We start from the raw sequence: 24,132 nt of genomic DNA, 5'->3' as shown, positions 1-24,132 counted from the left end.
CGGTCCAGTGTAGCCAAAGTGACAGGGCGCGGCGCCATCCCGGATAATCGCCGGTCGCCCCGCGGCTGGTCACCATGACGTCGATCCGCAGTTACCGCCTCTGCCTGTTCGGTTCGGACGCGCCGACCGCCGCGACGCTGGCCGCCTTCGGCCGGACCGCGACGGTACCGGTGCTGGCCGGCGCCTGGCCGCTGCCCGCCGTCGATCGAGAGGTCGTCCATTTGTCGGGCCTGCCGGCCGGCGACGATCCGCAGGTCCTGCTGCCGGCGCTGGCCGCGGCGTTCCCGGGCGAGACCCTGGTGCTGATGCGGACCGATGCCCGCCTGCCACCGCAGGCGATCGAACGCCTGCTGCGCGCGCTCGACGAGCCCGGCGTGCTGGTTGCGGTGCCGCTCGACGACGTCGACCCGGCGCGCTCGCCGCTGCCGCCGGGCTCGGTCAGCGACGCGCCGGTCGAGCGCCTCGATGCGCTGTGCTACGCCTACGGCGCGCGTGGCTGGTTCGACGGGCCGATCGCGCATGCGCCGCTGTCGGCCTGGAGCCCGTCCGCACTGGCGAGCCTCGATCTGTCGCAGCGGCGCTGGCTCGAATCGGCGCTCGACGCCGGCCTGCGCGGCGTCGTGCTCGACCATCTCTACGTCGCGACCGGCGGTGGCCTCGCCGGTGCGCCTGCCGAGACCGATCCGCGCGATCCGGAACCGCCTTCGCCGCTGGCGGCGCTGCGCGAACAGGTGCGCGCCGCGCTCGATGCCGATGCGGCGCCGGGCCTGGCCGGATTCGATACGCGCCCGGTGCTGCTGCACGTGCTGCACGGCTGGGGCGGCGGCGCCGAGCGTTGGGTGCGCGACTTCGCGTCGAGCTACGGCGACGCCCATCATCTGGTGCTGATCGCACGCGGCAGTCCGGCGCGCAAGCGCCCCGGCGAATGGCTCGAGCTGCACGACGGCGCGCTGCGCGGTCCGCCGCTGCGGCGCATCGCGCTGCCGCGGCCGATCGCCGACACCGCGATCGCCGATGCCGGCTATCGCGCCGTGCTCGAGTCCGTCCTCGCCGACTACGGCGTCGACGCGGTCGTCGTCTCCTCGCTGATCGGTCACAGCCTCGACGCGCTGCGCACCGGCCTGCCGACCGTGCGCATCGTGCACGATCACTATCCGCTGTGGCCGGTGCTGCATCGCGATTTCGGCGATCCGCGCCTGGCCTTCGACGCCGCGCAGCGCAGCGCCGACCTGGCTGCCGCCGGCGCCGACTACGAGTTCACCGAGCGCGATCCGGACCACTGGGCGCGGCTGCGCGACGCGTTCGTGGCCGCCGTGCTGGCGGCGCGCGTGCATCTGGCCGCGCCGAGCCGGTCCGCGCTCGAGGACGATCTGCGCTTGGCGCCGGAGCTGCGCGAGCTGCCGGCGACGGTGATTGCGCACGGCATCGCCGACTGGCGCCGGCCCGCGCTGCCGGCCGCGGTGCCGGCACGGCCGCGGCTGCGCCTGCTGATTCCGGGCCGGATCCGCCGCGGCAAGGGCGGCGAGCTGCTGCAGGCGGTGCTGCCGGCCCTGCGCGAGCGTGCCGAGCTGGTTCTGGTCGGCGCCGGCAGCGACGCGCATCGCCTGTTCGGCGAGCGCGGCGTGCATATCGTGCTCGACTACCGGCGCGACGAGCTGCCGGACCTGGTCGCGCGCGTCGCCGCCGATGCGGCCCTGCTGCTGCCGACCGTCGCCGAGACCTTCGGCTACACGCTGTCGGAGCTGCGCAGCCTCGGCGTGCCGGTCGTCGCCACGCGCGTCGGCGCGCTGGCCGAGCGGATCCGCGACGGCGTCGACGGCCTGCTGGTCGATCCGGACCCGGCGGCGGTGATCGCCGGCATCGACGCGATCCTCGCCGATCGCGGCCGGCTCGAGGCGGTGCGCAGCACGCTGGCCACGTTCCGCGAGCCTGATCTGGCCGCGATGAGCCGGGCCTATGCGGACCTGCTGCCGTCCTCGCCGCGACCGCCGCTGCGCTATCGCGCCGCGTCGATCGGCGCGGCGACGATGCAGGCCGCCGCCGCGGCTCGCGATCTGGCCGCGATCGGCCGGCGCGCGGCGACGCTGGACCGCGATCTGGCCGCGGCCGAGCGCGAGAGCGCGCGCCGCGGCGAATGGGGTCACCGGCTCGATCACGAGCTCGGCGTGCTGCGCGGCGAGTTCGACGAGCGCTCGCGCTGGGCGCTGGCGTTGAACGAGGAGCTCGATCGCATCAAGCCGGTCTACGAGCAGATGCTGGCCAGCACGTCCTGGCGCATCACCGCGCCGCTGCGTGCGGCGATGGTGCGGCTGCGCGGCCTGCGCGCCGCGGCGCGGTATCACCGCCTGCGCATGGCCGGCCTGCTCGGTCGCGTGCGCGGCAGTCTGGCGCGACGTGGCCTGGCCGGCACGCTGGCGCGAATCGGTCGCGAGCTGCGCGCGGCGCCGCCGCCGAAGCGGCTGAAGACCTACGCCGAACCGGACGGCCGCTTCGCGCCGTTCGTGGTACCGGCCGCCGCCGAGCCGGTGGTGTCGATCGTGATCCCGGTCTACAACAAGATCGCCTATACGGTCGCCTGCCTGCGTTCGCTGGCCGAGCACGCCGGCGCGGTCGCGTTCGAGACGATCGTCGTCGACGACGGCTCCAGCGACGACACGCCGGTCAAGCTCGCGCAGGTCGACGGCGTGCGCGTGATCCGCAATGCCGCCAATCTCGGCTTCATCGGCTCGTGCAATGCCGGCGCGGCGGCCGCGCGCGGCGAGTACGTGCTGTTCCTCAACAACGACACCGTCGTCACCGCCGGCTGGCTCGAGGCGCTGCTGCGCTGTTTCGAGCAGGAGCCCGAGGCCGGCCTGGTCGGCGCACGGCTGGTCTATCCGGACGGGCGCCTGCAGGAGGCCGGCGGCATCGTCTTCGACGACGCCTCGGGCTGGAACTACGGCCGCTTCGACGATCCGGACGATCCGCGCTATCGGTTCCGGCGCGAGGCCGACTACTGCTCGGGTGCGGCGATCATGTTGCCGCGTGCCCTGTTCGAGCGGCTCGGCCGCTTCGACACGCGCTACGCGCCGGCCTACTACGAGGACACCGATCTCGCGTTCGCGGTGCGTGCGGCCGGCCTGCGCGTGTTCTACGAGCCGGCCTCGACCGTCGTCCACTTCGAGGGCATCACCTCGGGCACCGACACCTCCAGCGGCATCAAACGCTACCAGGTCGTCAACCACGGCAAGTTCCGCGAGAAGTGGCGCGACGCGCTCGCGCGTCAACCGGCACCCGGCGCGCCGATCGGCCTGGCGGCGACGCACCGCGCGCAGCGGCGCGTGCTGATCGTCGATGCGACCACGCCGGCGCCGGACCAGGATTCGGGCTCGCTGCGCATGGTCAATCTGATGCGCGTGCTGCGCGACCTCGGCTGCCAGGTCACGTTCCTGCCCGACAACCGCGCCTGGGTCGAGCGCTATACCGAGGCGCTGCAGGCGCTCGGCGTCGAGGTGCTGTACCACCCCTACGTGTCCGATCCGGTCGCATGGTTCCGCGCGCGCGGCGCCGAGTTCGACGCGATCGTGCTGTCGCGCCACTACGTCGCCAGCCACTACGTCGGCCTGGCGCGCCTGCACGCGCCGCGCGCGCGGCTGATCTTCGACACGGTGGATCTGCACTACCTGCGCGAGCGGCGCGCCGCCGAGCTGGCCGGACGCGAGGATCTGGCACGCCAGGCCGCGGCGACGCGCACGCAGGAGCTGCGCCTGATGCGCGAGTGCGACGTCACCGTCGTGGTCAGTCCGGCGGAGCGCGAGCTGCTCGCGGTCGACGCGCCGGGCGCACGCGTGGACGTCCTCTCCAACGTGCATGAGGTCTACGGCTGCCGCCGGCCCTGGGCCGAGCGCAGCGGACTGGTCTTCGTCGGCGGCTTCGAACATCCGCCGAACGCCGATGCGGTGACCTGGTTCGTCGGCGAGGTCTTCGCGCGGATCCGCGCGGTGCTGCCGGAGGTGCGCTTCCACATCGTCGGCAGCAAGCTGACGCCGGCCGTGCAGGCGCTGGCCGGCGACGGTGTCGAGGTGCACGGCTACCTGCCGGATCTGGCGCCGATGATGGACGGCTGCCGCGTCTCGGTCGCACCGCTGCGCTACGGCGCCGGCGTCAAGGGCAAGGTCAACATGGCGATGAGCTACGGACTGCCGGTGGTCGCGACACCGATCGCGGTCGAGGGCATGCACGTCGTGGCCGGCGAGGACGTGCTGGTCGCCGACGATGCGGCCGCGTTCGCCGACGCGGTCGTGCGGGCGTATCGCGACGAGGCGCTGTGGAACCGGCTGTCCGCGAACGGGTTGCGCAACGTGCGCGAGCATTTCTCGTTCGAGGCGGCGCGGCGCGCGGTGCAGCGCATCCTGTCCTGAGGCGCCGAGGCGGCTGCGTAGCCGTCGCGGCAAGCGTTCAAGCGTGCTCAGAATCGGCGCTTGAATCGAACGCTATGCCCCCGACCGCTGCCCAAGCGCCGGTCGCGCACGGCCATGCAGCATCTCGATGCGAGCCGATACGCAGGCGAGCCGGGGCCGGCAGCGAAGTCGAAAGCGGAAGGCAGCGCCGGCGGCAGCTGCGCCGGCGCGGTGATCGACGGCGAGCGCCGTCGATCGTGATGCGGCGCGCGGAACGCGGAGGCGTCCGGCGCCGCGGGCCGATCAGGCCAGCTGGCTGGCGACGAAGTCCCAGTTGACGAGGTTCCAGAACGCCTCGACGTACTTCGGCCGCGCGTTGCGGTAGTCGATGTAGTAGGCGTGCTCCCAGACGTCGCAGGTCAGCAGGGCGCGGTCGCTGCCGGTCAGCGGCGTGCCGGCGTTGGACGTGCTGGCGAGCGCGAGGCTGCCGTCCGGACGCTGCACGAGCCAGCCCCAGCCCGAGCCGAACGTGCCGACCGAGGTCTTCGTGAACTCGTCCTTGAACTTGGCGAAATCGCCGAACGCCTGGTTGATCTTGTCGGCCAGCACGCCGCCCGGCTCGCCGCCGCCGTCCGGCGACAGGCAGTTCCAGTAGAACGTGTGGTTCCAGATCTGTGCGGCGTTGTTGAACATGCCGCCGCTGGACTTGCGGATGATCTCCTCGAGCGGCAGATCCTCGAACTCGGTGCCCTTGATCTGGTTGTTGAGGTTGGTGACGTAGGTCTGGTGATGCTTGCCGTAGTGGTAGTCGATCGTCTCCGCCGAGATGTGCGGCGCCAGCGCGTCGCGTGCCCAGGGAAGCGGGGGAAGTTCGATGGCCATGGTTGAGCTCCTGCCGATGGGTGGGGAAGGATACGAAAGTGTAGGCCCTGCCATCGATCGTGGATACCGGCGGCCGGTGCCCTGCATGTCGCTCGTGCCGCGCCGGCCGCCGGGGTTGCGCGGAACAGGTAGAATGCCCATCTAGGCCTGAACGCCCCCGTCCTCTCCGGCAGCCGCGATGGAAACCACCGAACGCATCAAGAACACCCTGGCCGCGCATCCGGTCGTGCTCTACATGAAGGGCACGCCGCAGTTTCCGATGTGCGGTTTCTCCAGCCGTACCGTCAAGGCGCTCAAGGCGGTCGGCGCCGACTTCCACGCCGTCAACGTGCTCGAAGATCCCGAGGTGCGCGCGACGCTGCCGCGCTATTCGAACTGGCCGACGTTCCCGCAGCTGTTCGTGCACGGCGAGCTGATCGGCGGCTGCGACATCACGCTGGAGCTCTACGAGTCCGGCGAGCTCGAACGCATCGTCAAGGACGTGCAGAAAGCGTGATCGGACGCCTTGCACTGGCCCGCCTCGCGGAGCCGGCGCCTGCGGCCGGTGCCCTCGACGGGCGCACCGTCCTCGTCACCGGCGCCGCCGGCGGCCTCGGCCGCGCGGCCGCGCTCGCGTGTGCGGCGGCCGGTGCCGGCGTGGTCCTGCTCGGCCGCAAGGTGCGCGCGCTCGAGACGCTCTACGACGAGGTCGCCGCGGCCGGTCCGGCGCCGCCGGCGATCTATCCGCTCGATCTGGCCGGCGCCACTCCGGCCGACTTCGGCCAGGTCGCCGACACGATCGAACGCGAATGCGGGCGGCTCGACGGCATCGTGCACGCCGCGGCCCAGTTCGCCGGCCTGCAGCCGGTCGACCAGATCAAGCCCGAGGAATGGACGCGCACGCAGCAGGTCAACCTGACCGCGCCGTTCCTGCTGACCCAGGCCTGCCTGCCGCTGCTGCGGCTGCGCGAGCGCGCCGCCGTCGTGTTCGTGTTCGACGATCCGGCGACCGTCGGCAAGGCGTTCTGGGGCGGCTACGGCGTCGCCAAGCACGCGCTGGCCGGCCTGGTCTCGATCCTCCACGAGGAGACCGACAGCGGTCCGGTGCGCATCCATGGCCTGCTGCCCGGTCCGATGCGCAGCGCCTTGCGGCGCACCGCCTGGTTCGGCGAGGACACGTTGCGCCTGCCGGCGCCCGATGCGGCCGGTGCGGCCGCGGCGTTCCTGCTCGGCGACGCGGCAGCCGGCCTGCGCGGCGCGATCCTCGACCTGCGCGCACAGAACATCCCCGCCGCGACCTGAGCGGCGCAGCGCCTCGGCCGGCCTCGCCTCAGAGGCGCGCGGCGAGCCGCGTGCCCTGATCGATCGCACGCTTGGCGTCGAGTTCGGCGGCGACGTCGGCGCCACCGATGACGTGCACCGTCATGCCGGCGGCCAGCAGCGCGTCGGCGAGCGAGCGTTCCGGCTCCTGACCGGCGCAGACCACGACATGATCGACCGGCAGCAGCTGCGTCTGCTCGCCGATCCGCAGATGCAGACCCTGCGCGTCGATGCGCTCGTAGGCGACGCCGCCGAGCATCGTCACGCGCTTGGCCTTGAGCGTGGCCCGGTGCACCCAGCCGGTGGTCTTGTTGAGGCGCCGCCCCGGCGTGCCGGGACTGCGCTGCAGCAGCCAGACTTCGCGCTGCGGCGGCTCGGGCTCGGCGCGGACCAGGCCGCCGCGCTCGCGATGATCCAGATCCACGCCCCACTCGCGCGTCCAGCGCGCAAGGTCGGTCGTCGGCGACGGCGTCGCCTCGACCAGGAACTCGGCGACGTCGAAGCCGATGCCGCCTGCGCCGATGATCGCCACGCGCGGACCGACCGCAGCGCCGCCGCGCAGCACGTCGACATAGCTCAGCACGCGCGGATCGTCGCTGCCGGGAATCGACAGCCGGCGCGGCCGGATGCCGGTCGCGACGACGACCGCGTCGTAACCGCCGGCGCGTAGCGTCTCGACGGTGGCGTCCGTGCCCAGGCGCAGCTCGACGCCGGTGTCGGCGAGGCGATGGCCGAAATAGCGCAGGGTCTCGTGGAACTCCTCCTTGCCGGGAATCTTCTTGGCGAGGTTGAACTGCCCGCCGATCATAGCGTCGCGCTCGAACAGCGCGACATGATGGCCGCGCTCGGCCAGCGTCGCTGCCGCGGCGAGGCCGGCCGGTCCGGCGCCGACCACGGCATAGCGGCGCGGCTGTGCGGCCGGCGCGATCGTCAGCTCGGTCTCGTGGCAGGCGCGCGGATTGACCAGGCAGCTCGCGGTGCGGTTCTCGAACACGTGGTCCAGGCAGGCCTGGTTGCAGGCGATGCAGGTGTTGATGCGGTCGGTGCGGCCGCTGCGCGCCTTGGCGGCCCAGTCCGGATCGGCCAGCAGCGGCCGTGCCATCGAGACCAGGTCGGCGTCGCCGTCGGCGAGCACGCGCTCGGCGACCTCGGGCATGTTGATGCGGTTGGTCGCGACCAGCGGCAGCGCGACCTCGCGCTTGAGCTTGCGCGTCAGTGCCGCGAAAGCGGCGCGCGGCACCGAGGTGACGATCGTCGGCACGCGCGCCTCGTGCCAGCCGATGCCGGTGTTGATCAGGCTCGCGCCGGCTGCCTCGATCGCGCGCGCCAGCGTGACGATCTCATCCCAGCTCTGCGCGTCGTCGACCAGATCGAGCATCGACAGCCGGTAGACGATGATGAAGGCCTCACCGACCGCCGCGCGCGTGCGCTGCACGATCTCGATCGCCAGCCGCATGCGCTTCTCGGCGTTGCCGCCCCAGGCGTCGTCGCGGCGGTTGCTGCGCGCGGCCAGGAACTGATTGATCAGATAGCCTTCCGAACCCATGACCTCGACGCCGTCGTAGCCGGCGTCCTGCGCCAGCCGCGCGCAGTCGACGAATGCGCGGATCGTGCGTTCGACGCCGGGCGCGCTGAGGGCGCGCGGCGTGAACGGCGTGATCGGTGACTTCAGCCGCGACGGCGCAACCGACAGCGGATGGTAGGCATAGCGGCCGCCGTGCAGGATCTGCAGGCAGATGCGGCCGCCCTCGGCATGGACCGCGCCGGTCAGGCGGCGGTGCCGCGCGACGTGCCACGGCATCGACAGCCGGCCCGCGAACGGCTTGAGCCAGCCTTCCACGTTCGGCGCGATGCCGCCGGTCACCATCAGGCCGACGCCGCCGCGCGCGCGTTCGGCGAAGTAGGCCGCGAGGCGGTCGTAGTCCTTCGCGCGATCCTCCAGGCCGGTGTGCATCGAGCCCATCAGGATGCGGTTGGGCAGCGTCGTGAAGCCGAGGTCGAGCGGCGCGAACAGATGCGGATAGTCCACCGGCCCCTCATCGGTTTCAAACGAGCGTTTAAGATGCCTGTGCGACATGGTGGCCGGCAAGACGCGGCGCCGCACGAGGCCGATCGCCCGCGGGTGCGCGCGACGCCGCGCCGGATACGGCTCGATCCGGCAGCGCGGCCGAGGCGGCGCCGCTGCCCGCCGATCAGGTGTTCACGGACCGGCGCCGGCGCGTTCGTTCGGTGTGCGACGGGCCGCGTCGCGATCGCGCAGATATCGCAGTGGCAGGCGGCGCGGCGGCTCGCGCGCCGCGCCGGCGTCGTTCACCAGCCGGCCAGTGCCAGCTTGCCGATCGTCGTGCCGGACTCGAGCCGGCGATGCGCCTCGCGCAGGTTCGCGGCATTGATCGGCGTCAGCGTCTCGGTCAGCGTCGTGCGCAGCTCGCCGGCGTCGATCAGATCGGCGACGCGGTCGAGGATCGCGCCCTGTTCGGCCATGTCGGCGGTCCGGAAGCGCGGCCGCGCGAACATCATTTCCCAGTGGATGCCGATGCACTTGGCCTTGTACGGATCGCCGATGCGCAGCGTGCCGGTCGGCTCGACGATCAGGCCGAGATGCCCCTGCGGCGCGAGCAGCTCGCCAAGCGTCTGCCAGTAGCGGTCGGTGTCGGCCAGGTTGATCGCCGCATCGATCGTCGTGAAGCCGAGCGCGGCCAGCTGCGGCGCGAGCGGCTGGCGGTGATCGACCACGTGGTGCGCGCCGAGCTCGCGGCACCAGGCCGCCGTCTGCGGACGCGAGGCGGTCGCGATCACCGTGAAGCCGGCACACCGCGCCAGCTGGATCGCGATCGAGCCGACGCCGCCGGCACCGGCGATGATCAGCAGCGTCCTGTCGGCGCCGCCGCCGTCGGCGTCGTACGGCATGCGCTGGAACAGCAGTTCCCAGGCGGTGATCGTCGTCAGCGGCAGAGCGGCGGCCTGCGCGAAGTCGAGCGTTGCCGGCTTGCGTCCGGCCAGGCGCGCATCGACGCGCTGCAGCTGCGCATTGCTGCCGGGACGCGTGACGTCGCCGGCGTAGTAGACCGCGTCGCCGGGCTTGAAGCCGCTCACATCGGCGCCGACCGCGACGACCGTGCCGGCCGCGTCGAAACCGAGCACGCGCGGTTCGGACTCGACCTGGGCCTTGGGCGCGCGCAGCTTGGTGTCGACCGGATTGACCGAGACCGCCTCGACGCGCACCAGCAGGTCGTGGCGGTCGGGGGTGGGGTCGGGCAGGTCGACGTCGACCAGGGACTCGGGGTCGTCGATCGGCAGGTAGCGGGTCAGCGCGATGGCTTTCATGGGGAGGGCTCCGGGGATGGGCGGGAAGAGGGGGGTTGCGCGAGCGGGCCGTGTCCGCTGCGATGATACGGTCCGGCCGCGATGCGGCCGCGGCGGCGGATCACGGTCGGCAGGTCGCGAGCGCCGGCGTGCGAATCGCGCCGCGCCGCTCGATCAGCCGGCTCCAGATCGCGATCAGCAGGCCGCCGAGCGTGACCACGGCGGCGACCCAGGGCACCGCGGCGAGGCCGGGGCCGTGCTCGATCGTCCAGCCGCCGAGCCAGGCGCCGAACGCGTTGCCGAGGTTGAACGCGGCGATGTTGAGGCTGGACGCGAGGTTCTGGCCGGCGCCTTCGGCCTGCTGCAGCACGCGCAGCTGCAGCGGCGCGACGGTCGCGAACGCGGCGACGCCGAGCACGCCGGCGAACACCACCGCGGCCGCTTGCTGATGGATCGCCAGCGTGCCGAGCGCGAGCACGCCGGCCAGCACCAGCAGCGTGCCGAGCAGGGTCGCCGTCAGGCGCCGGTCGGCGAGGCGGCCGCCGAGCAGGTTGCCGACGATCAGGCCGGCGCCGAACACCAGCAGGATCGGCGATACCGCGCTCTCGGCGAAGCCGCTGACGCGGGTCAGGATCGGCTGGATGTACGTGAACACCGTGAACACGCCGGCGAAGCCGAGCACGGTCATCGCCAGGCCCAGCAGCACCTGCGGGCGCTTGAGCACGGCGAACTCGGCGAGCGCGCCGTCGGCCGGCGCGGCGTGCCCGCGATCGGCCGGCACCCAGGCCGCGATCACCAGCGTCGCGACGACGCCGACCGCGGTGACCGCCCAGAACGTGGCGCGCCAGCCGAATGTGAAGCCGAGCCAGGCGCCGGCCGGCACGCCGAGCAGAGTCGCGACGGTGAGGCCGGTGAACATGATCGAGATCGCCGAGGCCTTGCGCTCGGGCGCGACCAGCCCGGTCGCGACGACCGCGCCGACGCCGAAGAAGGTGCCGTGCGCCAGCGAGGTGACGACGCGCGCGGTCATCAGCAGCGCGTAGCTCGGCGCCAGCGCACAGGCCAGATTGCCGAGCGTGAAGATCAGCATCAGCGCGATCAGCACGGTCTTGCGCGGCAGCCGGGCGGTCAGCGTCGTCAGCAGCGGCGCGCCGACGAAGACGCCGAGCGCATAGCCGGTGATCAGCAGGCCGGCCGCGCCGACCGACACGCCGAGGTCGGCGGCGACCTGCAGCAGCAGGCCCATGATCACGAATTCGGTGGTGCCGATGCCGAAGGCGCCGGCGGTCAGCGCGTACAGCGCGACCGGCAGCCGGGACGGCGAGGGAGCGGGCGTGGCGGACATGGTCGGGCCGTATCGAAAGGACGACGCGCAGCATCGGCGCTTTCCTGTTGGCGTAAAACCGACATAATGGCTAATCACACTCAATGGATTCTTGATAATCGTGGAGCGCCTCGACGACCTCAGCCTGTTCCTGCGCGTACTCGATCTCGGCTCGATCACCGCGGCGGCGCACAGTCTTGGCCTGTCGGTCGCGGTGGCCAGCCAGCGCATCAAGCGGCTCGAACGCGATCTGGGCGTGCGCCTGCTGCACCGGACCACGCGGCGCCTGCATCCGACACCCGAGGGCGTGCGCCTGGCCGAGCAGGGCCGGGCCCTGGTCGAGGATCTCGAGTCGCTCGGCGCCGGCCTGCGCGAGGCTTCCGCGGCGGTGGCCGGCACGCTGCGCGTGACGCTGTCGGCCTCGTTCGGGCGCCAGTACGTGTCGCCGCTGCTGCCGCGCTTCCTCGCGCAGCATCCACGGCTGCGCCTGAGCGTGCATCTGAGCGATCAGGTCGTCGATCTGGTCAGCGAAGGCTTCGACCTGGCGATCCGCATCGGCGAGCTCGAGGACTCGCGGCTGGTCGCACGGCGCATCGCGGTCAACCGCCGCCTGCTCTGCGCAGCGCCGGCATACCTGGCGCGGCGCGGCCGGCCGCGCAGCCCCGAGGCGCTGGCCGGACACGACTGCCTGCTGCTGTTCGGCAGCAGCGGACGCCAGGACGTGTGGCGCTTCGGCACGCCCGGCGGCGGCGAGGTCGCGGTGCGCGTGCAGGGACGCTTCGAGAGCAACTACGGCGAGCTGCTGCGCGACGCCGCGCTGGCCGGCGAGGGCATCGCGATGCACTCGCTGTGGCACATCGCCGAGGATCTGCGTGCCGGACGGCTCGAGGCCGTATTGCCCGACTATCCGATCGCCGCGACCGCGATCAGCGCGGTGATGCCGCAACGGCGCCTGGTGCCGCCGCGCGTACGCGCCTTCGTCGATTTTCTCGCGGCGGAATTCGCCGAGCGCGCGCCGTGGCAGCGCGGGTTCGAGGCAGTGCCGACGTAGCGCGATGCACGTCGTGGCGTGGACGGCGCGGCGCAAGCATCCGACGCGCCAGGCACGGCTCCGTTGCGATAGGGCGGCATCGCCTTGCGCTGCGCGTCGCAACGTCCGATGCGCAGCGCCTCCGCGCTCGTTCGATCCGCCATCGCGGGATCCGCCGGATGCTGCCGAACCTGTGCAGCCGATCCGGCCCAGACTGGGCGGTCTCGGGGCCGCCGTGCCTCGTCCGACGAGACGCGCGGTTCCAAGCCTGCCGACGTCCGCTAGGAGGCCCGGCCCTCGAACGCGAACGCATCGAGCGCCAGCGAGCCGAGCTCGACCGAGGCATGCAGCAGGCGCGCGGCCGGCTCGGCGCCGGCTGCGCCGAGTGCGACGAACAGCGGCAGCAGATGCTCCGGACTCGGATGGTTGCGCAACGCCTGCGGCAGCTGCCGCCAGTCGAGCACGCCGTCGACGTCGCCGGCGAGCAGGCGCGCGCGCAAGGGGTCGGTGAATGCGGTCATCCAGTCGGCCGGCATGCCGCCGTGCCAGTCCAGTTCGCGCAGATTGTGCGAGAACCCGCCCGAGCCGATCACCAGCACGCCCTCCTCGCGCAGCGGCGCCAGTGCACGGCCGGCGCGGTAGTGCCAGGCCGCATCCTGCATCGGGTCCACCGACAGCGACACGACCGGCACGTCGGCATCGCGGTACATGCGCAGCAGCGGCACCCAGGCGCCGTGATCGAGACCGCGTGCCGCGTCGCGCACCGGTGCGAAGCCGGCACCGGCGAGTAGATCGGCCGCGCGTGCGCACAGCGAGGCCGAGCCGATCGCCGGATAACGCAGTGCATACAGCGCCGGCGGAAAGCCGCGGAAATCGTGGATCGTCTGCGGTTGCGCGGCCGCGCTCAGCGCCGGTCCCGGATGCTCGAAATGAGCCGAGGCGATCAGGATCGCGCGCGGCCGGCCGATCGCCGTGCCGAGGCCGTCGAGAAAGCGGCCGGCCGGGGAGTCCTCGAGCGCCAGCATCGGCGATCCGTGGGAGACGAACAGGCTCGGCAGGGTGGGAGTGGTGGTCATGGCGGTCCCGGCGGCGCAGCGGCGCGATGCTGCCCAAGATGCGGCCGCGGCAGCCGGCGATCGAGGCGGCGGCGCGCGAAAGACTGTTGCGGGCATGGCCGCCAATCGCGGCGGCAGCGCTGTCCGGACGGGGCGCATCTGGCACAATGCGCGGCTTCGCGCCGCGCCTCGCGCGGCGCTCCCGTCTCATCCCACCGCTACGGAACCCCTCATGTCCGGACACGACATCCGCTCGGCCGCACGGCCCGATCCCGACCAGCCGATGGTCGACATCGCCGACTACGTGGTCGACACCGCGATCGGCTCGCAGGAAGCCTACGACACCGCGCGCTACATGCTGCTCGATTCGATGGCCACCTCGATGCTGGCGATGAAGTTTCCCGAGTGCGTCAAGCACCTCGGGCCGGTCGTGCCGGGCGCGACGCTGCCCGGCGGCGCGCGAGTGCCGGGCACCAGCCACGAGCTCGATCCGGTGCAGGCCGCGTTCGCGATCGGCACGCAGATCCGCTGGCTCGACTTCAACGACACCTGGCTCGCCGCCGAATGGGGCCACCCCTCGGACAACCTCGGGACGATCCTGGCGGTCGGCGACTACCTGTCGCGCAAGGCCGAGCGCGAGGGCGGCACGCCGCTGACGGTCCGCGATGCGCTGACCTACGCGATCAAGGCGCACGAGATCCAGGGCTGCTACGCGCTCAAGAACAGCTTCAACCGGGTCGGCCTCGATCATGTGATCCTGGTCCGGCTCGCCTCGACCGCGGTCGCCACGGCGATGTTCGGCGGCGGCAAGGACGAGATCGTCACCGCGGTCTCGCATTCGTGGATCGACAACGGCGTGCTGCGCACCTACCGCCACGCGCCCAACACCGGGCCGCGCAAGAGCTGGGCCGCCGGCGACGCCTGCCGCCGCGCGGTGATCCATGCGCTCAATGCGGTGGAGAAGCGCGTGGTCGGCTACCCGTCGGCGCTGAGCGCCAAGACCTGGGGCTTCTACGACGTCGCGTTCAAGGGCAAGACGTTCGAGTTCGAACGGCCGTTCGGCAGCTACGTGATGGAGAACGTACTGTTCAAGATCAGCTTCCCGGCCGAGTTCCACGCGCAGACTGCGGTCGAGTGTGCGATGCAGCTGCACGCCGAGGTCGCCGATCGGATCGATGAGATCGAGCGCGTCGAGATCGAGACGCAGGAGGCCGGCGTGCGCATCATCGACAAGACCGGCCCCCTGGCCAACTACGCCGACCGCGACCACTGCATCCAGTACATGGTCGCCGTGCCGCTGATCTTCGGTCGCCTGACCGCCGACGACTACAACGACGCCGTGGCCGCCGATCCGCGTATCGATGCCCTGCGCGATAAGATGACGGTCAAGGAGAACCCGCAGTTCACGAAGGACTACTTCGACCCGGACAAGCGCTATATCGGCAACTCGGTGCAGGTCTTCTTCAAGGACGGCTCGAGCACGCAGAAGGTCTCGATCGACTTCCCGATCGGCCACCGCAAGCGCCGTCAGGAAGGCATTCCGGTGTTGCTAAACAAGTTCCGCGACGCCCTGGCCGGCCACCTGCCGGCCGCGCGGACCGAACGGATCCTGGCCGCCACCGCCGACTCGGCCGCGCTAGACCGTATGCCGCTGCACCATTTCATGAACCTGTTCGCACTTTGACCAGTCCTGGCTGAACGGCTGACTGCGGGCTTAATACCGTTTTTACATGTGCTGGTTGGTCCTGGGCCATCCGTCTAGACTGTTCAGCCGGGCGGGCGTAATAAATCGTTAAAAACACGTTCTGTTCCTTAGGCTTTTGTTGTAGAGTGCGCACTGCGATTCGCGTCCAATCGGAGCGACTCTTCCGGACGCCAAGCAAGTACCAACGATCAGGAGACTCCAAATAATGAAGCAGAAAGCCTTGTATGCGCTGATTGCACTGGCTCTGGGCGGTGCGGCTACCGTCGCTCAGGCCCAGGACTACGGCAACTGGTACATCACGCCGCGCATCGGCGCCGTGATCCCCGATAGCGACCGCGACACCAAGGAGTCGCTGTACGGCGGCCTCGGCGTCGGCGTCTGGGCCACCCCGAACCTCGCGGTCGATTTCGAGTACGGCATCAACAACGCCGACTACGAGAACGACTCGGCCCGTCCGGGCAAGGAATGGGAGTCGGTCAGCCTCGGTGCGACCGCTCGCTGGTTCTTCGGTGAGCAGGGTTCGACCTGGCGCCCGTACGTGCTCGGCGGTGTCGGCTTCCTGCGTCATGCGGCCTATGCCGACAGCGTGCAGAAGAGCGGCTGGGATCCGTTCGCGACCGTCGGTGGCGGCGTGCAGTACAACGTCTCGCAGCGCGTCGCTCTGCGCGGCGAGCTGGCTGCCCGTTACGACGGCGACAACAACTCGCTGCAGGCCCAGTTCCCGGGCGTGAAGAAGAAGACCGGCTTCACCGACGGTCTGGCGACGATCGGCCTGGTCTACAACTTCGGTGGCGAACCCGCTCCGGAGCCGGCCCCGCCGGCCGCCGAGCCGCCGCCGCCGCCGCCGCCGCCGCCGGCTGAAGAGCCCGCACCGGCCAAGGTCGTGATCGACCTGCGTGGCGTGAACTTCAAGTTCGACCGTCCGAAGGTCGGCGAGAAGAACATCGTCCCGACCCTGCGCGAGCCGACCGCCGACTCCGTCGCGATCCTCGACCAGGCCGTGGACGTGCTCAAGCGCTACCCGGAGACCGTCGTCGAACTCGACGGCCACACCGACTCGATCGGTTCGGACGCCTACAACCAGGGCCTGTCCGAGCGTCGCGCCCAGGCCGTCTACGACTACCTGACCGCGAACGGCGTCAGCTCGAGCCAGATCAGCGGCGTCAAGGGCTTCGGCGAGTCGAACCCGATCGACACCAACGACACCAAGGAAGGCCGCGCCCGCAACCGTCGCGTGGAGCTGCAGGTCCAGGGTCAGTAAGAAGACCCGTCGTCACGTGTTCGGAAAAGGCCCGGTTCTGCCGGGCCTTTTCTTTTGGGCGGCTCGCAGGTGCCGTCGTGTCGTGAGGATGCGCGCATCTGAGCGCAGCGGCCGTGCGTCGGTAGCGCCCCGGCCTTCGCCGCGCCGGCAACATGGCATGCCGGGTCATCCACGCCCCCAGCCCGGAATGCCGGATCGCGATCGCGCTGCGCGGTGATGTGCGCGCAGCGGCGCCAGGGCCGCGATCGCCGGTCGCGGCGTGGCGTTCGAGGGGGCGTTCCGGGAGCCGCCGCCGCGCGCAGGCGCACGGCAGGGGTGATGCGCGAGCGGCGGCGAATGCCGTCGCCGTCGCGCGCTCAGCGCGCGAGTTCGGGCGTCAGATCCTTGGCGATCGTCTTGATGATGCCGTCGACGACCTTGAGATTGCCGGCGATCAGGTTGCCGCTGTCGGGCACGCCGTCGCGGCCGGTGAAGTCGCAGTAGCGGCCGCCCGATTCGCGCACCAGCAGGCAGCCGGCCGCCATGTCCCACGGTTTCAGGCCGATCTCGAAATAGCCGTCGACGCGGCCGGCGGCGACGTAGGCCAGATCGAGCGCGGCCGAGCCGGTGCGGCGGATGTCCTCGGCCTCGCCGAGCAGGGCTTCGGTCATCGCCAGCTGCGTGCGCAGGTACTTGCGCTGGCGGTACGGGAATCCGGTCGTCAGCAGCGAACCGGCGAGGCCCTCGCGCTTGCTGACGCGCAGGCGCCGATCGTTCAAGAACGCGCCATCGCCCTTGCTGCTCGTGTACAGCTCGCCGCGCAGCGGGTCGTAGATCACGCCGTGTACCGGTTCCTTGCCTTCCAGCAGCGCGATCGACACGCAGAAGTGCGGAAAACCGCGCAGGTAGTTGTGGGTGCCGTCGAGCGGGTCGACGACCCAGGTGTAGCGCGACTTGCCGATGGCGCCGCTTTCCTCGGCGAGGATCGCGTGGTCGGGATAGGCGCGGCGCAGTTCGCGTATGATCTCGGCCTCGGCCTGACGGTCGACCTCCGAAACGAAGTCGTTGCGCTGCTTTTCGACGACGTCGAGGTTCTCGACGCGGTTGATGTGGCGCAGGATCACCTGGCCGGCGGCGCGCGCGGCGCGCACCGCCACGTTCACGGCGGGTCTTGGCATGGCTCGGGCTGAGAAAGAACGCCGGAGGCGGCGGTGCGCAAGGGTAGCAGATGCGCCGGTCGCCTCCCACCGGGACGGCCGCGCCGCCGCCCTTCGCCGCTGACAGGATCCCATGTCCTCACCTGCTTCGACGCTCGCCTCGCACCTGCGCATCGTCCTGGTGCGTCCCTCCCACCCCGGCAATATCGGAGCCGCCGCGCGCGCGATGCGCACGATGGGGCTGCACCGCCTCGGTCTGGTCGCGCCGCACGCGTTTCCGCATCGCGAGGCGGTGGCCCTGGCGGCCGGCGCCGACGACGTGCTGGACGCGGCCGTGGTCGTCGACGAGCTGCCGGCGGCGATCGCCGACTGCCGACTCGTGCTCGGCGCGACCGCGCGCCGGCGCGGCGTGCCGCTGCCCGAGCTCGATCCGCGCGAGGCGGCGCGTCTGGCCTGGGACGCCAGCGCGGCCGGCGACGAGGTGGCCCTGGTATTCGGCAACGAGCGCACCGGCCTCGAGAACGACGAGCTCAAGCGCTGCCACTACGCGGTGACGATCCCGTCCGATCCCGCGTTCTCGTCGCTCAATCTGGCCCAGGCCGTCCAGGTGCTCGCCTACGAGCTGCGCATGGCGCTGCCGGACCGCGAGCCGCTGGCGCCGGCCGCCAGGGCCGATCCGCCGGCCAGCAGCGAGCAGCTCGAGCAGTTCTACGAGCACCTGGCGCAGGCGCTGGTCGACATCGACTTCCACAAGGGCCGCTCGGACCGCACGATCATGCAGCGCCTGCGCCGCCTGTTCCAGCGCGCCGAACCGGATCAGCGCGAGCTGCGGATCCTGCGCGGCATCCTCGGCGAGGCGCAGCGCATGGCGCGCATCGCACGCGAGGGGCGCGCCTCGTAACGCCGCTGTCACGAGGCTGCCTTGCGACGGTCCGCCGCGGCGTCGCAGCCGCCACCGGGTGGCAGGAGCCGGCGGCTGGCGCGGCCGATGCTGTAACATATCGGTCATCGTTCCGACCCAGTCGAGCGGTCGCTCGGCGACCGGAAGAGCCCGCATGTTTTCCCTGCAAACGATTTTCGGCAAAGGCGACAAGTTCTTCGGCCTGCTCGAGGCGAGCGCGGACGCCGCGCGCGACGCGGCCACGGCGCTGGTCCACCTGCTGCAGAACCGCAACGTCTCGCCGAGCCTGGACGAGTTCTCGCTGGCGCGCCGCCGCGAGAAGGCGCTGTCCGAGCAGATCAGCCAGGAGCTGGTCAACACCTTCGTGACCGCGCTCGAGCGCGAGGACATCGAGGCGCTCTCGGCCGTGCTCTACAAGACGACCAAGGCGATCTCGAAATTCGCCGAGCGCTACTCGCTGGCGTCGGACCGGCTCGGCGACGTCGACTTCGCCTCGCGCGCGGTGCTGCTCGAGAAGGCCGGCGAGGTCATCACGCAGATGGTGCGCCAGCTGCGCAAGGGCATGAACCTGGAGATCATGAAGTCGCTCAACGATCGGCTGCAGGCGATCGAGGGCGAAGCCGACCGGATGATGCTCCAGCTCTACAGCGAGCTCTACGACGGCCGCTACGAGCCGGTGATGATCCTGCTGCTCAAGGACCTGTTCGAACTGCTCGAGAAGGCCATCGACCGCTGCCGCGACGCCGGCAACGTCGCCTATCAGATCGTGCTCAAGAACTCCTGACCGCCATGGATCTGACGCTGGTCCTGGTCGTCGTGCTGGTCGCGCTGGCCTTCGAGTACATCAACGGCTTCCACGACACCGCCAACTCGATCGCCACGGTCGTCGCCACCAAGGTGCTCAGTCCCGGCCAGGCCGTGCTGCTGGCGGCCGGTACCAATCTGATCGGCGCGCTGATGGGGACGGCGGTCGCCAAGACGATCGCGTCGGGACTGATCGACACCGACGTCGTCGTCGTCACGCCCGAGATCCTGATCTGCGCGCTGCTCGGCGCGATCATCTGGAACCTCATCACCTGGTGGTGGGGCCTGCCGTCGAGCTCGTCGCACGCCCTGGTCGGCGGCCTGGTCGGCGCCGCGCTGGCGGCCGCGCACAACGACTGGTCGGCGATCATCTGGGCCCAGGGCGGCACGCACTGGTGGGGCGAGAAGGGCCTGCTGCCGAAGGTCGTCGTGCCGATGCTGACCTCGCCGCTGGCCGGCTTCGTGCTCGGCCTGCTGGTGATGGGTCTGCTGTTCACGCTGATCGACTTCCTCGCGTCGCGTCCGGGTCCGGTCAGGCGGATCGCGCGTCCGCGCATCGTCAACGCGTTCTTCGGCAAGGCGCAGATCTTCTCGGCCGCCGCGATGGGCTTCTCGCACGGCATGAACGACGCGCAGAAGACGATGGGCATCATCGCGCTGGCGCTGGCCGGCGCGACCACCGCCGGCACGCTGCAGGATCTGCCGGCCTGGCTGGCGTTCCTGCGCGTCGAGCACGACCCGACCGGCGGCTTCGAAGTGGCGGCCTGGATCAAGATCGTCTGCGCGCTGGTCATGGCGGCCGGTACCGCCGCCGGCGGCTGGCGCATCATCAAGACGCTCGGTCACAAGCTCGTCAAGCTGCACCCGATCAACGGCTTCGCGGCCGAGACCGCCTCGGCGAGCGTGATCATCACCGCTTCGCATTTCGGCATCCCGGTCTCCACGACGCACAACATCTCCTCGGCGATCATGGGCGTCGGCGCCGCCAAGCGGCCCAATGCGATCCGCTGGACCGTGGTCGAGCGCATGGTCTGGGCCTGGATCCTGACGATCCCGGTCACCGCCACGCTGGCCTGGCTGCTGGTGCGCCTGGTCGACGCCTGGCTGCGCTGACCGCGCGGCCGCCTCCGGCCGCGGTGCCGACTCCGGTCAGAGGAGGTCTTCGCCTTCGGCGTAGATCGCCTGCTCCAGGCGATCGCCGAGCGCGGCGATCTCGGCGATGACGCGATCGAGCTCGGCCCCGTCGAGGATCGCGTACGGACGGTTCTCGCACAGATGCAGATACGGCGAGCCATCGAGGTTGCTGAGCGCGAGGAAGCCGGTGCGCTGCTCCCAGTTGAAGCGCAGACAGCGCGCCGGATCGAGGCCGGTGAACGGCCCGACCGGCGTGGACACGCGCAGGTACTTGATGCCGTCCTCGTCCTCGACCTCGGTGAGGTAGATGCCCTGATGGCGCTCCGACGCGACGCCGTAGTCGAAGCTGATCAGATAAGGATCGTTGGTGCGCAACGCATGGCGGCTGCCGACGTGCGAACGGATCTGCTCGAAACTCTGCATCGGCGCTTCCCGGTCCGGACCGGGGCGTATGCTAACGTGACCGCGCCATGATGTCTGCGACCGATACGCCCGCCGCCGACGCCATCGCGCGCGTCGTCGCGGCGATTCCTCGCGGCCGCGTGACCAGCTACGGCGCGGTGGCGGCGCGCGCCGGGCTGCCGGGACGGGCGCGCCTGGTCGGCCGCGTGCTCGGCGAGACCGAACGGGATCTGCCGTGGCAGCGCGTGCTGCGCTCGGACGGGCGCATCGCGCTGCCGCCGCGCAGCGCGGCATTCCGCGAGCAGGTCAGACGCTTGCGCGCCGAGGGCGTCACGGTGAGCGGCGGCCGGGTCGATCTGCGCCGCTTCGGCTGGGACGGCGGCGATCTGGACGCCGTGCTGTGGGCGATGCCCGGCCCGCGGGTCTGACGGCCGGGCGTGCGAGAATCGCGATCCGTCCGATGGAGTTGCCATGCTGACCGACGTCCCGCCCGTCACGCGCGCGCTGCTGATCGCCAACGTCGCGATGTTCGTGCTGCAGCAGTGGTTCGACCCATGGCTGATCGTGAATTTCGCGCTGTGGCCGCTCGGGCCGCACCAGGTCTACGGCATCGAGAACGGCGTCGCGCTGCGCGTCGGCTTCGAGCTCTGGCAGGTGCTGACCTACGGCTTCCTGCATGGCAGCGTGATGCACATCGCGTTCAACATGCTCGCGCTGTGGATGTTCGGCGGACCGATCGAGCGCCTGTTCGGCTCGCGGCCGTTCGCGGTCTACTACCTGGTCTGCGTGATCGGCGCCGCGGCCGCGCAGCTGATCGTCGTCAGCTTCTTCACCGGCGGCTTCTACCCGACGGTCGGCGCCTCCGGTGGCGTGATGGGCCTGCTGCTGGCGTTCGGCATGATGTATCCGCAGGCCCGCGTGATGGCGCTGCTGATCCCGGTGCCGATGCCGGCCTGGCTGTTCGTGATCCTCTACGGCGTCATGGAGCTGATCTTCGGCATCACGCGCACCCAGTCCGGCGTCGCCCACTTCGCTCATCTGGGCGGCATGGTCGTGGGCTGGGTGCTGATCCAGTACTGGCGCGGACGCCTGCCGATCAAGCCGCGCCGGATTCTGATGCGTTGAGTCCGGACCCTCGCCGGCCGGCCGTCGGGCGCGCCGGCCGGCGCCGATGCGGGCCGCGACCGCGCGTGGCATAATCCACGACCTTTTTTCCGGCCGCCCGGGCCGGGTCCGAAGACTGGAGTCGCCATGGATTTCCTGATCAGTTCCGCCTATGCCCAGGCCGCGCCCGGCGCCGCCCCGAATCCGCTGATGTCGTTCCTGCCGCTGATCATCCTGTTCGGCATCTTCTACTTCATGCTGATCCGGCCGCAGATGAAGCGCGCCAAGGAGCAGCGCGCGATGATCGCGGCGCTCGCCAAGGGCGACGAGGTCCTGACCAACGGCGGCCTGCTCGGCCGGATCGAGGACCTGGCCGAATCCCACGTCACGCTCGAGATCGCGCCCGGCGTCAGCGTCAAGCTGCAGAAGCAGGCGATCGCGGCGGTGCTGCCGAAGGGCACGCTCAAGTAATTCCCGGCGTCCGCGTTTCCCGTGCCGCGACGGGTGGTCGCGGCTTTCGATCGGTCCTACACGAATGAACGATTTTCCACGCTGGAAGTACTGGCTGGTGGCCCTGGTCATCCTCGCCGGTCTGATCTACTCGTTGCCGAACATCTTCCTGCAGGAGCCGGCCGTGCAGGTCTCGGCGAACCGCGGCGCCACGATCGACGACGCGCTCCGTGAGCAGGTCCAGGGCGTTCTGGAGACCGCCAAGCTGCCGTTCGACAGCATCAAGATCGAAGGCGAGCGCCTGATGGTCCGCGTCGAGACGCTGGACCTCCAGAACAAGGCCGCCGATACGATCAAGAGCGCGTTCGCCGAGAAGGGCGAGGGCGACAAGTACGTGGTCGCGCTGAACCTGGCGTCGACGGTGCCGGGCTGGCTGCGCGCGATCGGCGCCAATGCGATGCCGCTCGGCCTGGACCTGCAGGGCGGCGTCAGCTTCCTGATGCAGGTCGATCAGAAGAGCGTGCTCGAAGCGCAGGAGCTGCGCTACGTCGGCGACATCCAGTCCACGCTGCGCGAGAAGGGCATCCGCGCCAAGTCGGTCAGCCGCGGCACGCAGGGCCTGATCGCGCAGCTGCGCAGCGAGGAGGACCGCGCCGCGGCGTTCAGCGCGATCAGCGCGGCCACCGCCGAGCTCGAGCTCGAGAACGGCCCAGTGGTCGGCGATTCCTACACGCTGATCGCACGCATCAAGCGCGAGCGTCTGGTCGCGATCGCGCAGAACACGATCAAGCAGAACGTCGCCACGCTGCGCAACCGCATCAACGCGATCGGCGTCGCCGAGCCGGTGATCCAGCAGCAGGGCGACAGCCGCATCGTCGTCGAGCTGCCGGGCCTGCAGGACACCACCGAGGCCAAGAAGATCCTCGGCGCCACGGCGACCCTGGAATACCGCGCGGTCGACGAGAACACCAATGCGATGGAGGCCCAGCGCACCGGCCAGGTGCCGCCGGACGCGCGGCTGTACCGCCATCGCGACGGCACGCCGATCGTGCTCAAGAAACGCGTCATCGTGACCGGCGACGAGCTCGTCGATGCTTCCAGCGCGCCCGATCCGCAGACCGGCGAGCCGTCGGTGTCGATCACGCTGAACGCCGCCGGCGGCCGCAAGATGCTCGACTTCACGCGCGAGAACGTCGGCCGCCGCATGGCCACGGTCTACATCGAGCGCATTCCGGAGACCAAGATCGTCGACGGCAAGGAAGTCACCGTGCCGAAGATCACCGAGGAGGTGATCAACGCGGCGACGATCCGCGGCGTGTTCTCGAACAAGTTCCAGACCACCGGCATCGGCAGCATGAAGGAGGCTTCGGATCTGGCCCTGTTCCTGCGCGCCGGTTCGCTGGCGGCGCCGGTCGACATCGTCGAGGAGCGCGTGATCGGCCCGAGCCTCGGCCAGGACAACATCCGCACCGCGATCCGCGCGGTGCTGATCAGCCTGCTGCTGGTGGTGATCTTCGTGGCGATCTACTACAAGCTGTTCGGCCTGATCGCCGACTTCGCGCTGCTGCTGAATCTGGTCCTGCTGGTGGCGATCCTCAGCCTGTTCCAGGCCACGCTGACGCTGCCCGGCATCGCCGGCATCGTGCTGACGCTCGGCATGGCGATCGACGCCAACGTGCTGATCTGCGAGCGCATCCGCGAGGAAGTCCGCAACGGCTCCACGCCGCTGGCGGCGATCCGCGCCGGCTACGACAAGGCCTGGGCGACGATTCTCGACGCCAACGTGACCCATCTGATTGCCGCATTCGGCCTGATGGCGTTCGGCTCGGGCCCGCTGCGCGGATTCGCGATCACGCTGGCGATCGGCATCCTCACCTCGATGTTCACCGCGGTCACGGTCACGCGCGCCCTGGTCCAGGGAACGTTGGGCGGTCGCAAACTCAAAACCCTTTCGGTCTGA

20 protein-coding genes are annotated in these 24,132 nt (G+C 70.6%); 13 read left to right on the top strand and 7 right to left on the bottom strand.

Annotation, left to right across the window (positions count from 1 at the left end):
* Positions 1-74 precede the first annotated feature (74 nt).
* The gene (locus VMR06_RS11405; RefSeq protein ID WP_325376359.1) at positions 75-4,400 is read left to right on the top strand and encodes a glycosyltransferase; all 4,326 of its coding nucleotides are present in this window, start codon (positions 75-77) and stop codon (positions 4,398-4,400) included.
* A gap of 282 nt (positions 4,401-4,682) precedes the next feature.
* Here VMR06_RS11405 and VMR06_RS11400 read toward each other — a convergent pair whose 3' ends face one another.
* Positions 4,683-5,261, bottom strand: coding sequence for a superoxide dismutase (locus VMR06_RS11400; RefSeq protein ID WP_325376357.1), 579 nt, complete (start codon positions 5,259-5,261; stop codon positions 4,683-4,685).
* Positions 5,262-5,439: 178 nt separating this feature from the next.
* On the opposite strand from VMR06_RS11400, the gene grxD reads away from it, so the two are divergent.
* Together grxD and VMR06_RS11390 are read left to right on the top strand one after the other, a co-directional pair.
* On the top strand, positions 5,440-5,757 hold the full coding sequence (grxD, locus tag VMR06_RS11395; RefSeq protein ID WP_325376353.1) for a Grx4 family monothiol glutaredoxin: 318 nt from the start codon (positions 5,440-5,442) through the stop codon (positions 5,755-5,757).
* Positions 5,754-6,542 (top strand): SDR family NAD(P)-dependent oxidoreductase, encoded by a 789-nt coding sequence (locus VMR06_RS11390; protein ID WP_325376351.1) that lies wholly within the window; start codon positions 5,754-5,756, stop codon positions 6,540-6,542. The genes grxD and VMR06_RS11390 overlap by 4 nt, the downstream gene beginning before the upstream one ends.
* A gap of 28 nt (positions 6,543-6,570) precedes the next feature.
* Here VMR06_RS11390 and VMR06_RS11385 read toward each other — a convergent pair whose 3' ends face one another.
* The 3 genes from VMR06_RS11385 to VMR06_RS11375 form a co-directional block, all read right to left on the bottom strand.
* On the bottom strand, positions 6,571-8,589 hold the full coding sequence (locus tag VMR06_RS11385) for an NADPH-dependent 2,4-dienoyl-CoA reductase (RefSeq protein ID WP_325376348.1): 2,019 nt from the start codon (positions 8,587-8,589) through the stop codon (positions 6,571-6,573).
* A 281-nt stretch (positions 8,590-8,870) separates the two neighbouring features.
* A complete protein-coding gene (locus VMR06_RS11380) occupies positions 8,871-9,887 on the bottom strand; it encodes a zinc-binding alcohol dehydrogenase family protein (RefSeq protein WP_325376346.1) in 1,017 nt (338 codons plus the stop codon).
* A 100-nt stretch (positions 9,888-9,987) separates the two neighbouring features.
* Positions 9,988-11,211: an MFS transporter gene (locus VMR06_RS11375; protein WP_325376344.1), complete on the bottom strand. Its 1,224-nt coding sequence runs from the start codon at positions 11,209-11,211 to the stop codon at positions 9,988-9,990.
* 100 nt (positions 11,212-11,311) lie between these two features.
* On the opposite strand from VMR06_RS11375, the gene VMR06_RS11370 reads away from it, so the two are divergent.
* Positions 11,312-12,241 carry a LysR family transcriptional regulator gene (locus tag VMR06_RS11370; protein WP_325376342.1) on the top strand — a complete coding sequence of 310 codons (930 nt, stop codon included), beginning with the start codon at positions 11,312-11,314 and terminating at the stop codon, positions 12,239-12,241.
* 260 nt (positions 12,242-12,501) lie between these two features.
* Here VMR06_RS11370 and VMR06_RS11365 read toward each other — a convergent pair whose 3' ends face one another.
* Positions 12,502-13,296 (bottom strand): class III extradiol ring-cleavage dioxygenase, encoded by a 795-nt coding sequence (locus VMR06_RS11365; RefSeq protein WP_325376340.1) that lies wholly within the window; start codon positions 13,294-13,296, stop codon positions 12,502-12,504.
* Between the two features lie 211 nt (positions 13,297-13,507).
* Between VMR06_RS11365 and VMR06_RS11360 the strand changes: the two genes are divergently transcribed.
* Positions 13,508-14,959 carry a bifunctional 2-methylcitrate dehydratase/aconitate hydratase gene (locus VMR06_RS11360; RefSeq protein ID WP_325376338.1) on the top strand — a complete coding sequence of 484 codons (1,452 nt, stop codon included), beginning with the start codon at positions 13,508-13,510 and terminating at the stop codon, positions 14,957-14,959.
* Between the two features lie 226 nt (positions 14,960-15,185).
* Complete coding sequence (locus tag VMR06_RS11355; protein WP_325376336.1) at positions 15,186-16,241, top strand: OmpA family protein; 1,056 nt, start codon at positions 15,186-15,188, stop codon at positions 16,239-16,241.
* 356 nt (positions 16,242-16,597) lie between these two features.
* On the opposite strand, the gene VMR06_RS11350 is transcribed toward VMR06_RS11355, so the two are convergent.
* A complete protein-coding gene (locus tag VMR06_RS11350; protein WP_325376334.1) occupies positions 16,598-17,398 on the bottom strand; it encodes an inositol monophosphatase family protein in 801 nt (266 codons plus the stop codon).
* Between the two features lie 112 nt (positions 17,399-17,510).
* On the opposite strand from VMR06_RS11350, the gene VMR06_RS11345 reads away from it, so the two are divergent.
* The 3 genes from VMR06_RS11345 to VMR06_RS11335 all read left to right on the top strand — a co-directional run bounded on the left by VMR06_RS11345 (position 17,511) and on the right by VMR06_RS11335 (position 20,195).
* Positions 17,511-18,278, top strand: coding sequence for an RNA methyltransferase (locus tag VMR06_RS11345; RefSeq protein ID WP_325376332.1), 768 nt, complete (start codon positions 17,511-17,513; stop codon positions 18,276-18,278).
* A 154-nt stretch (positions 18,279-18,432) separates the two neighbouring features.
* Positions 18,433-19,062 carry a pit accessory protein gene (locus VMR06_RS11340; protein ID WP_325376330.1) on the top strand — a complete coding sequence of 210 codons (630 nt, stop codon included), beginning with the start codon at positions 18,433-18,435 and terminating at the stop codon, positions 19,060-19,062.
* A gap of 5 nt (positions 19,063-19,067) precedes the next feature.
* Positions 19,068-20,195: an inorganic phosphate transporter gene (locus VMR06_RS11335; RefSeq protein ID WP_325376328.1), complete on the top strand. Its 1,128-nt coding sequence runs from the start codon at positions 19,068-19,070 to the stop codon at positions 20,193-20,195.
* A 36-nt stretch (positions 20,196-20,231) separates the two neighbouring features.
* On the opposite strand, the gene VMR06_RS11330 is transcribed toward VMR06_RS11335, so the two are convergent.
* Positions 20,232-20,639 carry a hypothetical protein gene (locus VMR06_RS11330; RefSeq protein ID WP_325376326.1) on the bottom strand — a complete coding sequence of 136 codons (408 nt, stop codon included), beginning with the start codon at positions 20,637-20,639 and terminating at the stop codon, positions 20,232-20,234.
* Between the two features lie 50 nt (positions 20,640-20,689).
* Between VMR06_RS11330 and VMR06_RS11325 the strand changes: the two genes are divergently transcribed.
* The 4 genes from VMR06_RS11325 (at position 20,690) to secD (ending at position 24,132) form a co-directional block, all read left to right on the top strand.
* Complete coding sequence (locus VMR06_RS11325; protein ID WP_414648117.1) at positions 20,690-21,046, top strand: MGMT family protein; 357 nt, start codon at positions 20,690-20,692, stop codon at positions 21,044-21,046.
* Positions 21,047-21,089: 43 nt separating this feature from the next.
* Positions 21,090-21,743: a rhomboid family intramembrane serine protease gene (locus tag VMR06_RS11320; protein ID WP_325376322.1), complete on the top strand. Its 654-nt coding sequence runs from the start codon at positions 21,090-21,092 to the stop codon at positions 21,741-21,743.
* Between the two features lie 126 nt (positions 21,744-21,869).
* Positions 21,870-22,193 carry a preprotein translocase subunit YajC gene (yajC, locus tag VMR06_RS11315; protein WP_325376319.1) on the top strand — a complete coding sequence of 108 codons (324 nt, stop codon included), beginning with the start codon at positions 21,870-21,872 and terminating at the stop codon, positions 22,191-22,193.
* Between the two features lie 64 nt (positions 22,194-22,257).
* Positions 22,258-24,132, top strand: coding sequence for a protein translocase subunit SecD (gene secD / locus VMR06_RS11310; protein ID WP_325376317.1), 1,875 nt, complete (start codon positions 22,258-22,260; stop codon positions 24,130-24,132).

This window comes from Dokdonella sp. (genome assembly GCF_035511235.1).
In the GTDB taxonomy this organism is placed as follows: domain Bacteria; phylum Pseudomonadota; class Gammaproteobacteria; order Xanthomonadales; family Rhodanobacteraceae; genus Dokdonella.
This window is presented reverse-complemented; position numbering and strand designations above follow the sequence as displayed.

Coding starts and splice junctions, on each gene's coding strand:
- VMR06_RS11340 (WP_325376330.1), top strand. CDS start 18,433: ATGTTTTCCCTGCAAACGATTTTCGGCAAAGGCGACAAGTTCTTCGGC.
- VMR06_RS11320 (WP_325376322.1), top strand. CDS start 21,090: ATGCTGACCGACGTCCCGCCCGTCACGCGCGCGCTGCTGATCGCCAAC.
- VMR06_RS11330 (WP_325376326.1), bottom strand. CDS start 20,639: ATGCAGAGTTTCGAGCAGATCCGTTCGCACGTCGGCAGCCGCCATGCG.
- VMR06_RS11400 (WP_325376357.1), bottom strand. CDS start 5,261: ATGGCCATCGAACTTCCCCCGCTTCCCTGGGCACGCGACGCGCTGGCG.
- VMR06_RS11380 (WP_325376346.1), bottom strand. CDS start 9,887: ATGAAAGCCATCGCGCTGACCCGCTACCTGCCGATCGACGACCCCGAG.
- VMR06_RS11360 (WP_325376338.1), top strand. CDS start 13,508: ATGTCCGGACACGACATCCGCTCGGCCGCACGGCCCGATCCCGACCAG.
- VMR06_RS11345 (WP_325376332.1), top strand. CDS start 17,511: ATGTCCTCACCTGCTTCGACGCTCGCCTCGCACCTGCGCATCGTCCTG.
- VMR06_RS11355 (WP_325376336.1), top strand. CDS start 15,186: ATGAAGCAGAAAGCCTTGTATGCGCTGATTGCACTGGCTCTGGGCGGT.
- VMR06_RS11350 (WP_325376334.1), bottom strand. CDS start 17,398: ATGCCAAGACCCGCCGTGAACGTGGCGGTGCGCGCCGCGCGCGCCGCC.
- yajC (WP_325376319.1), top strand. CDS start 21,870: ATGGATTTCCTGATCAGTTCCGCCTATGCCCAGGCCGCGCCCGGCGCC.
- VMR06_RS11375 (WP_325376344.1), bottom strand. CDS start 11,211: ATGTCCGCCACGCCCGCTCCCTCGCCGTCCCGGCTGCCGGTCGCGCTG.
- grxD (WP_325376353.1), top strand. CDS start 5,440: ATGGAAACCACCGAACGCATCAAGAACACCCTGGCCGCGCATCCGGTC.
- VMR06_RS11405 (WP_325376359.1), top strand. CDS start 75: ATGACGTCGATCCGCAGTTACCGCCTCTGCCTGTTCGGTTCGGACGCG.
- secD (WP_325376317.1), top strand. CDS start 22,258: ATGAACGATTTTCCACGCTGGAAGTACTGGCTGGTGGCCCTGGTCATC.
- VMR06_RS11335 (WP_325376328.1), top strand. CDS start 19,068: ATGGATCTGACGCTGGTCCTGGTCGTCGTGCTGGTCGCGCTGGCCTTC.
- VMR06_RS11325 (WP_414648117.1), top strand. CDS start 20,690: ATGTCTGCGACCGATACGCCCGCCGCCGACGCCATCGCGCGCGTCGTC.
- VMR06_RS11365 (WP_325376340.1), bottom strand. CDS start 13,296: ATGACCACCACTCCCACCCTGCCGAGCCTGTTCGTCTCCCACGGATCG.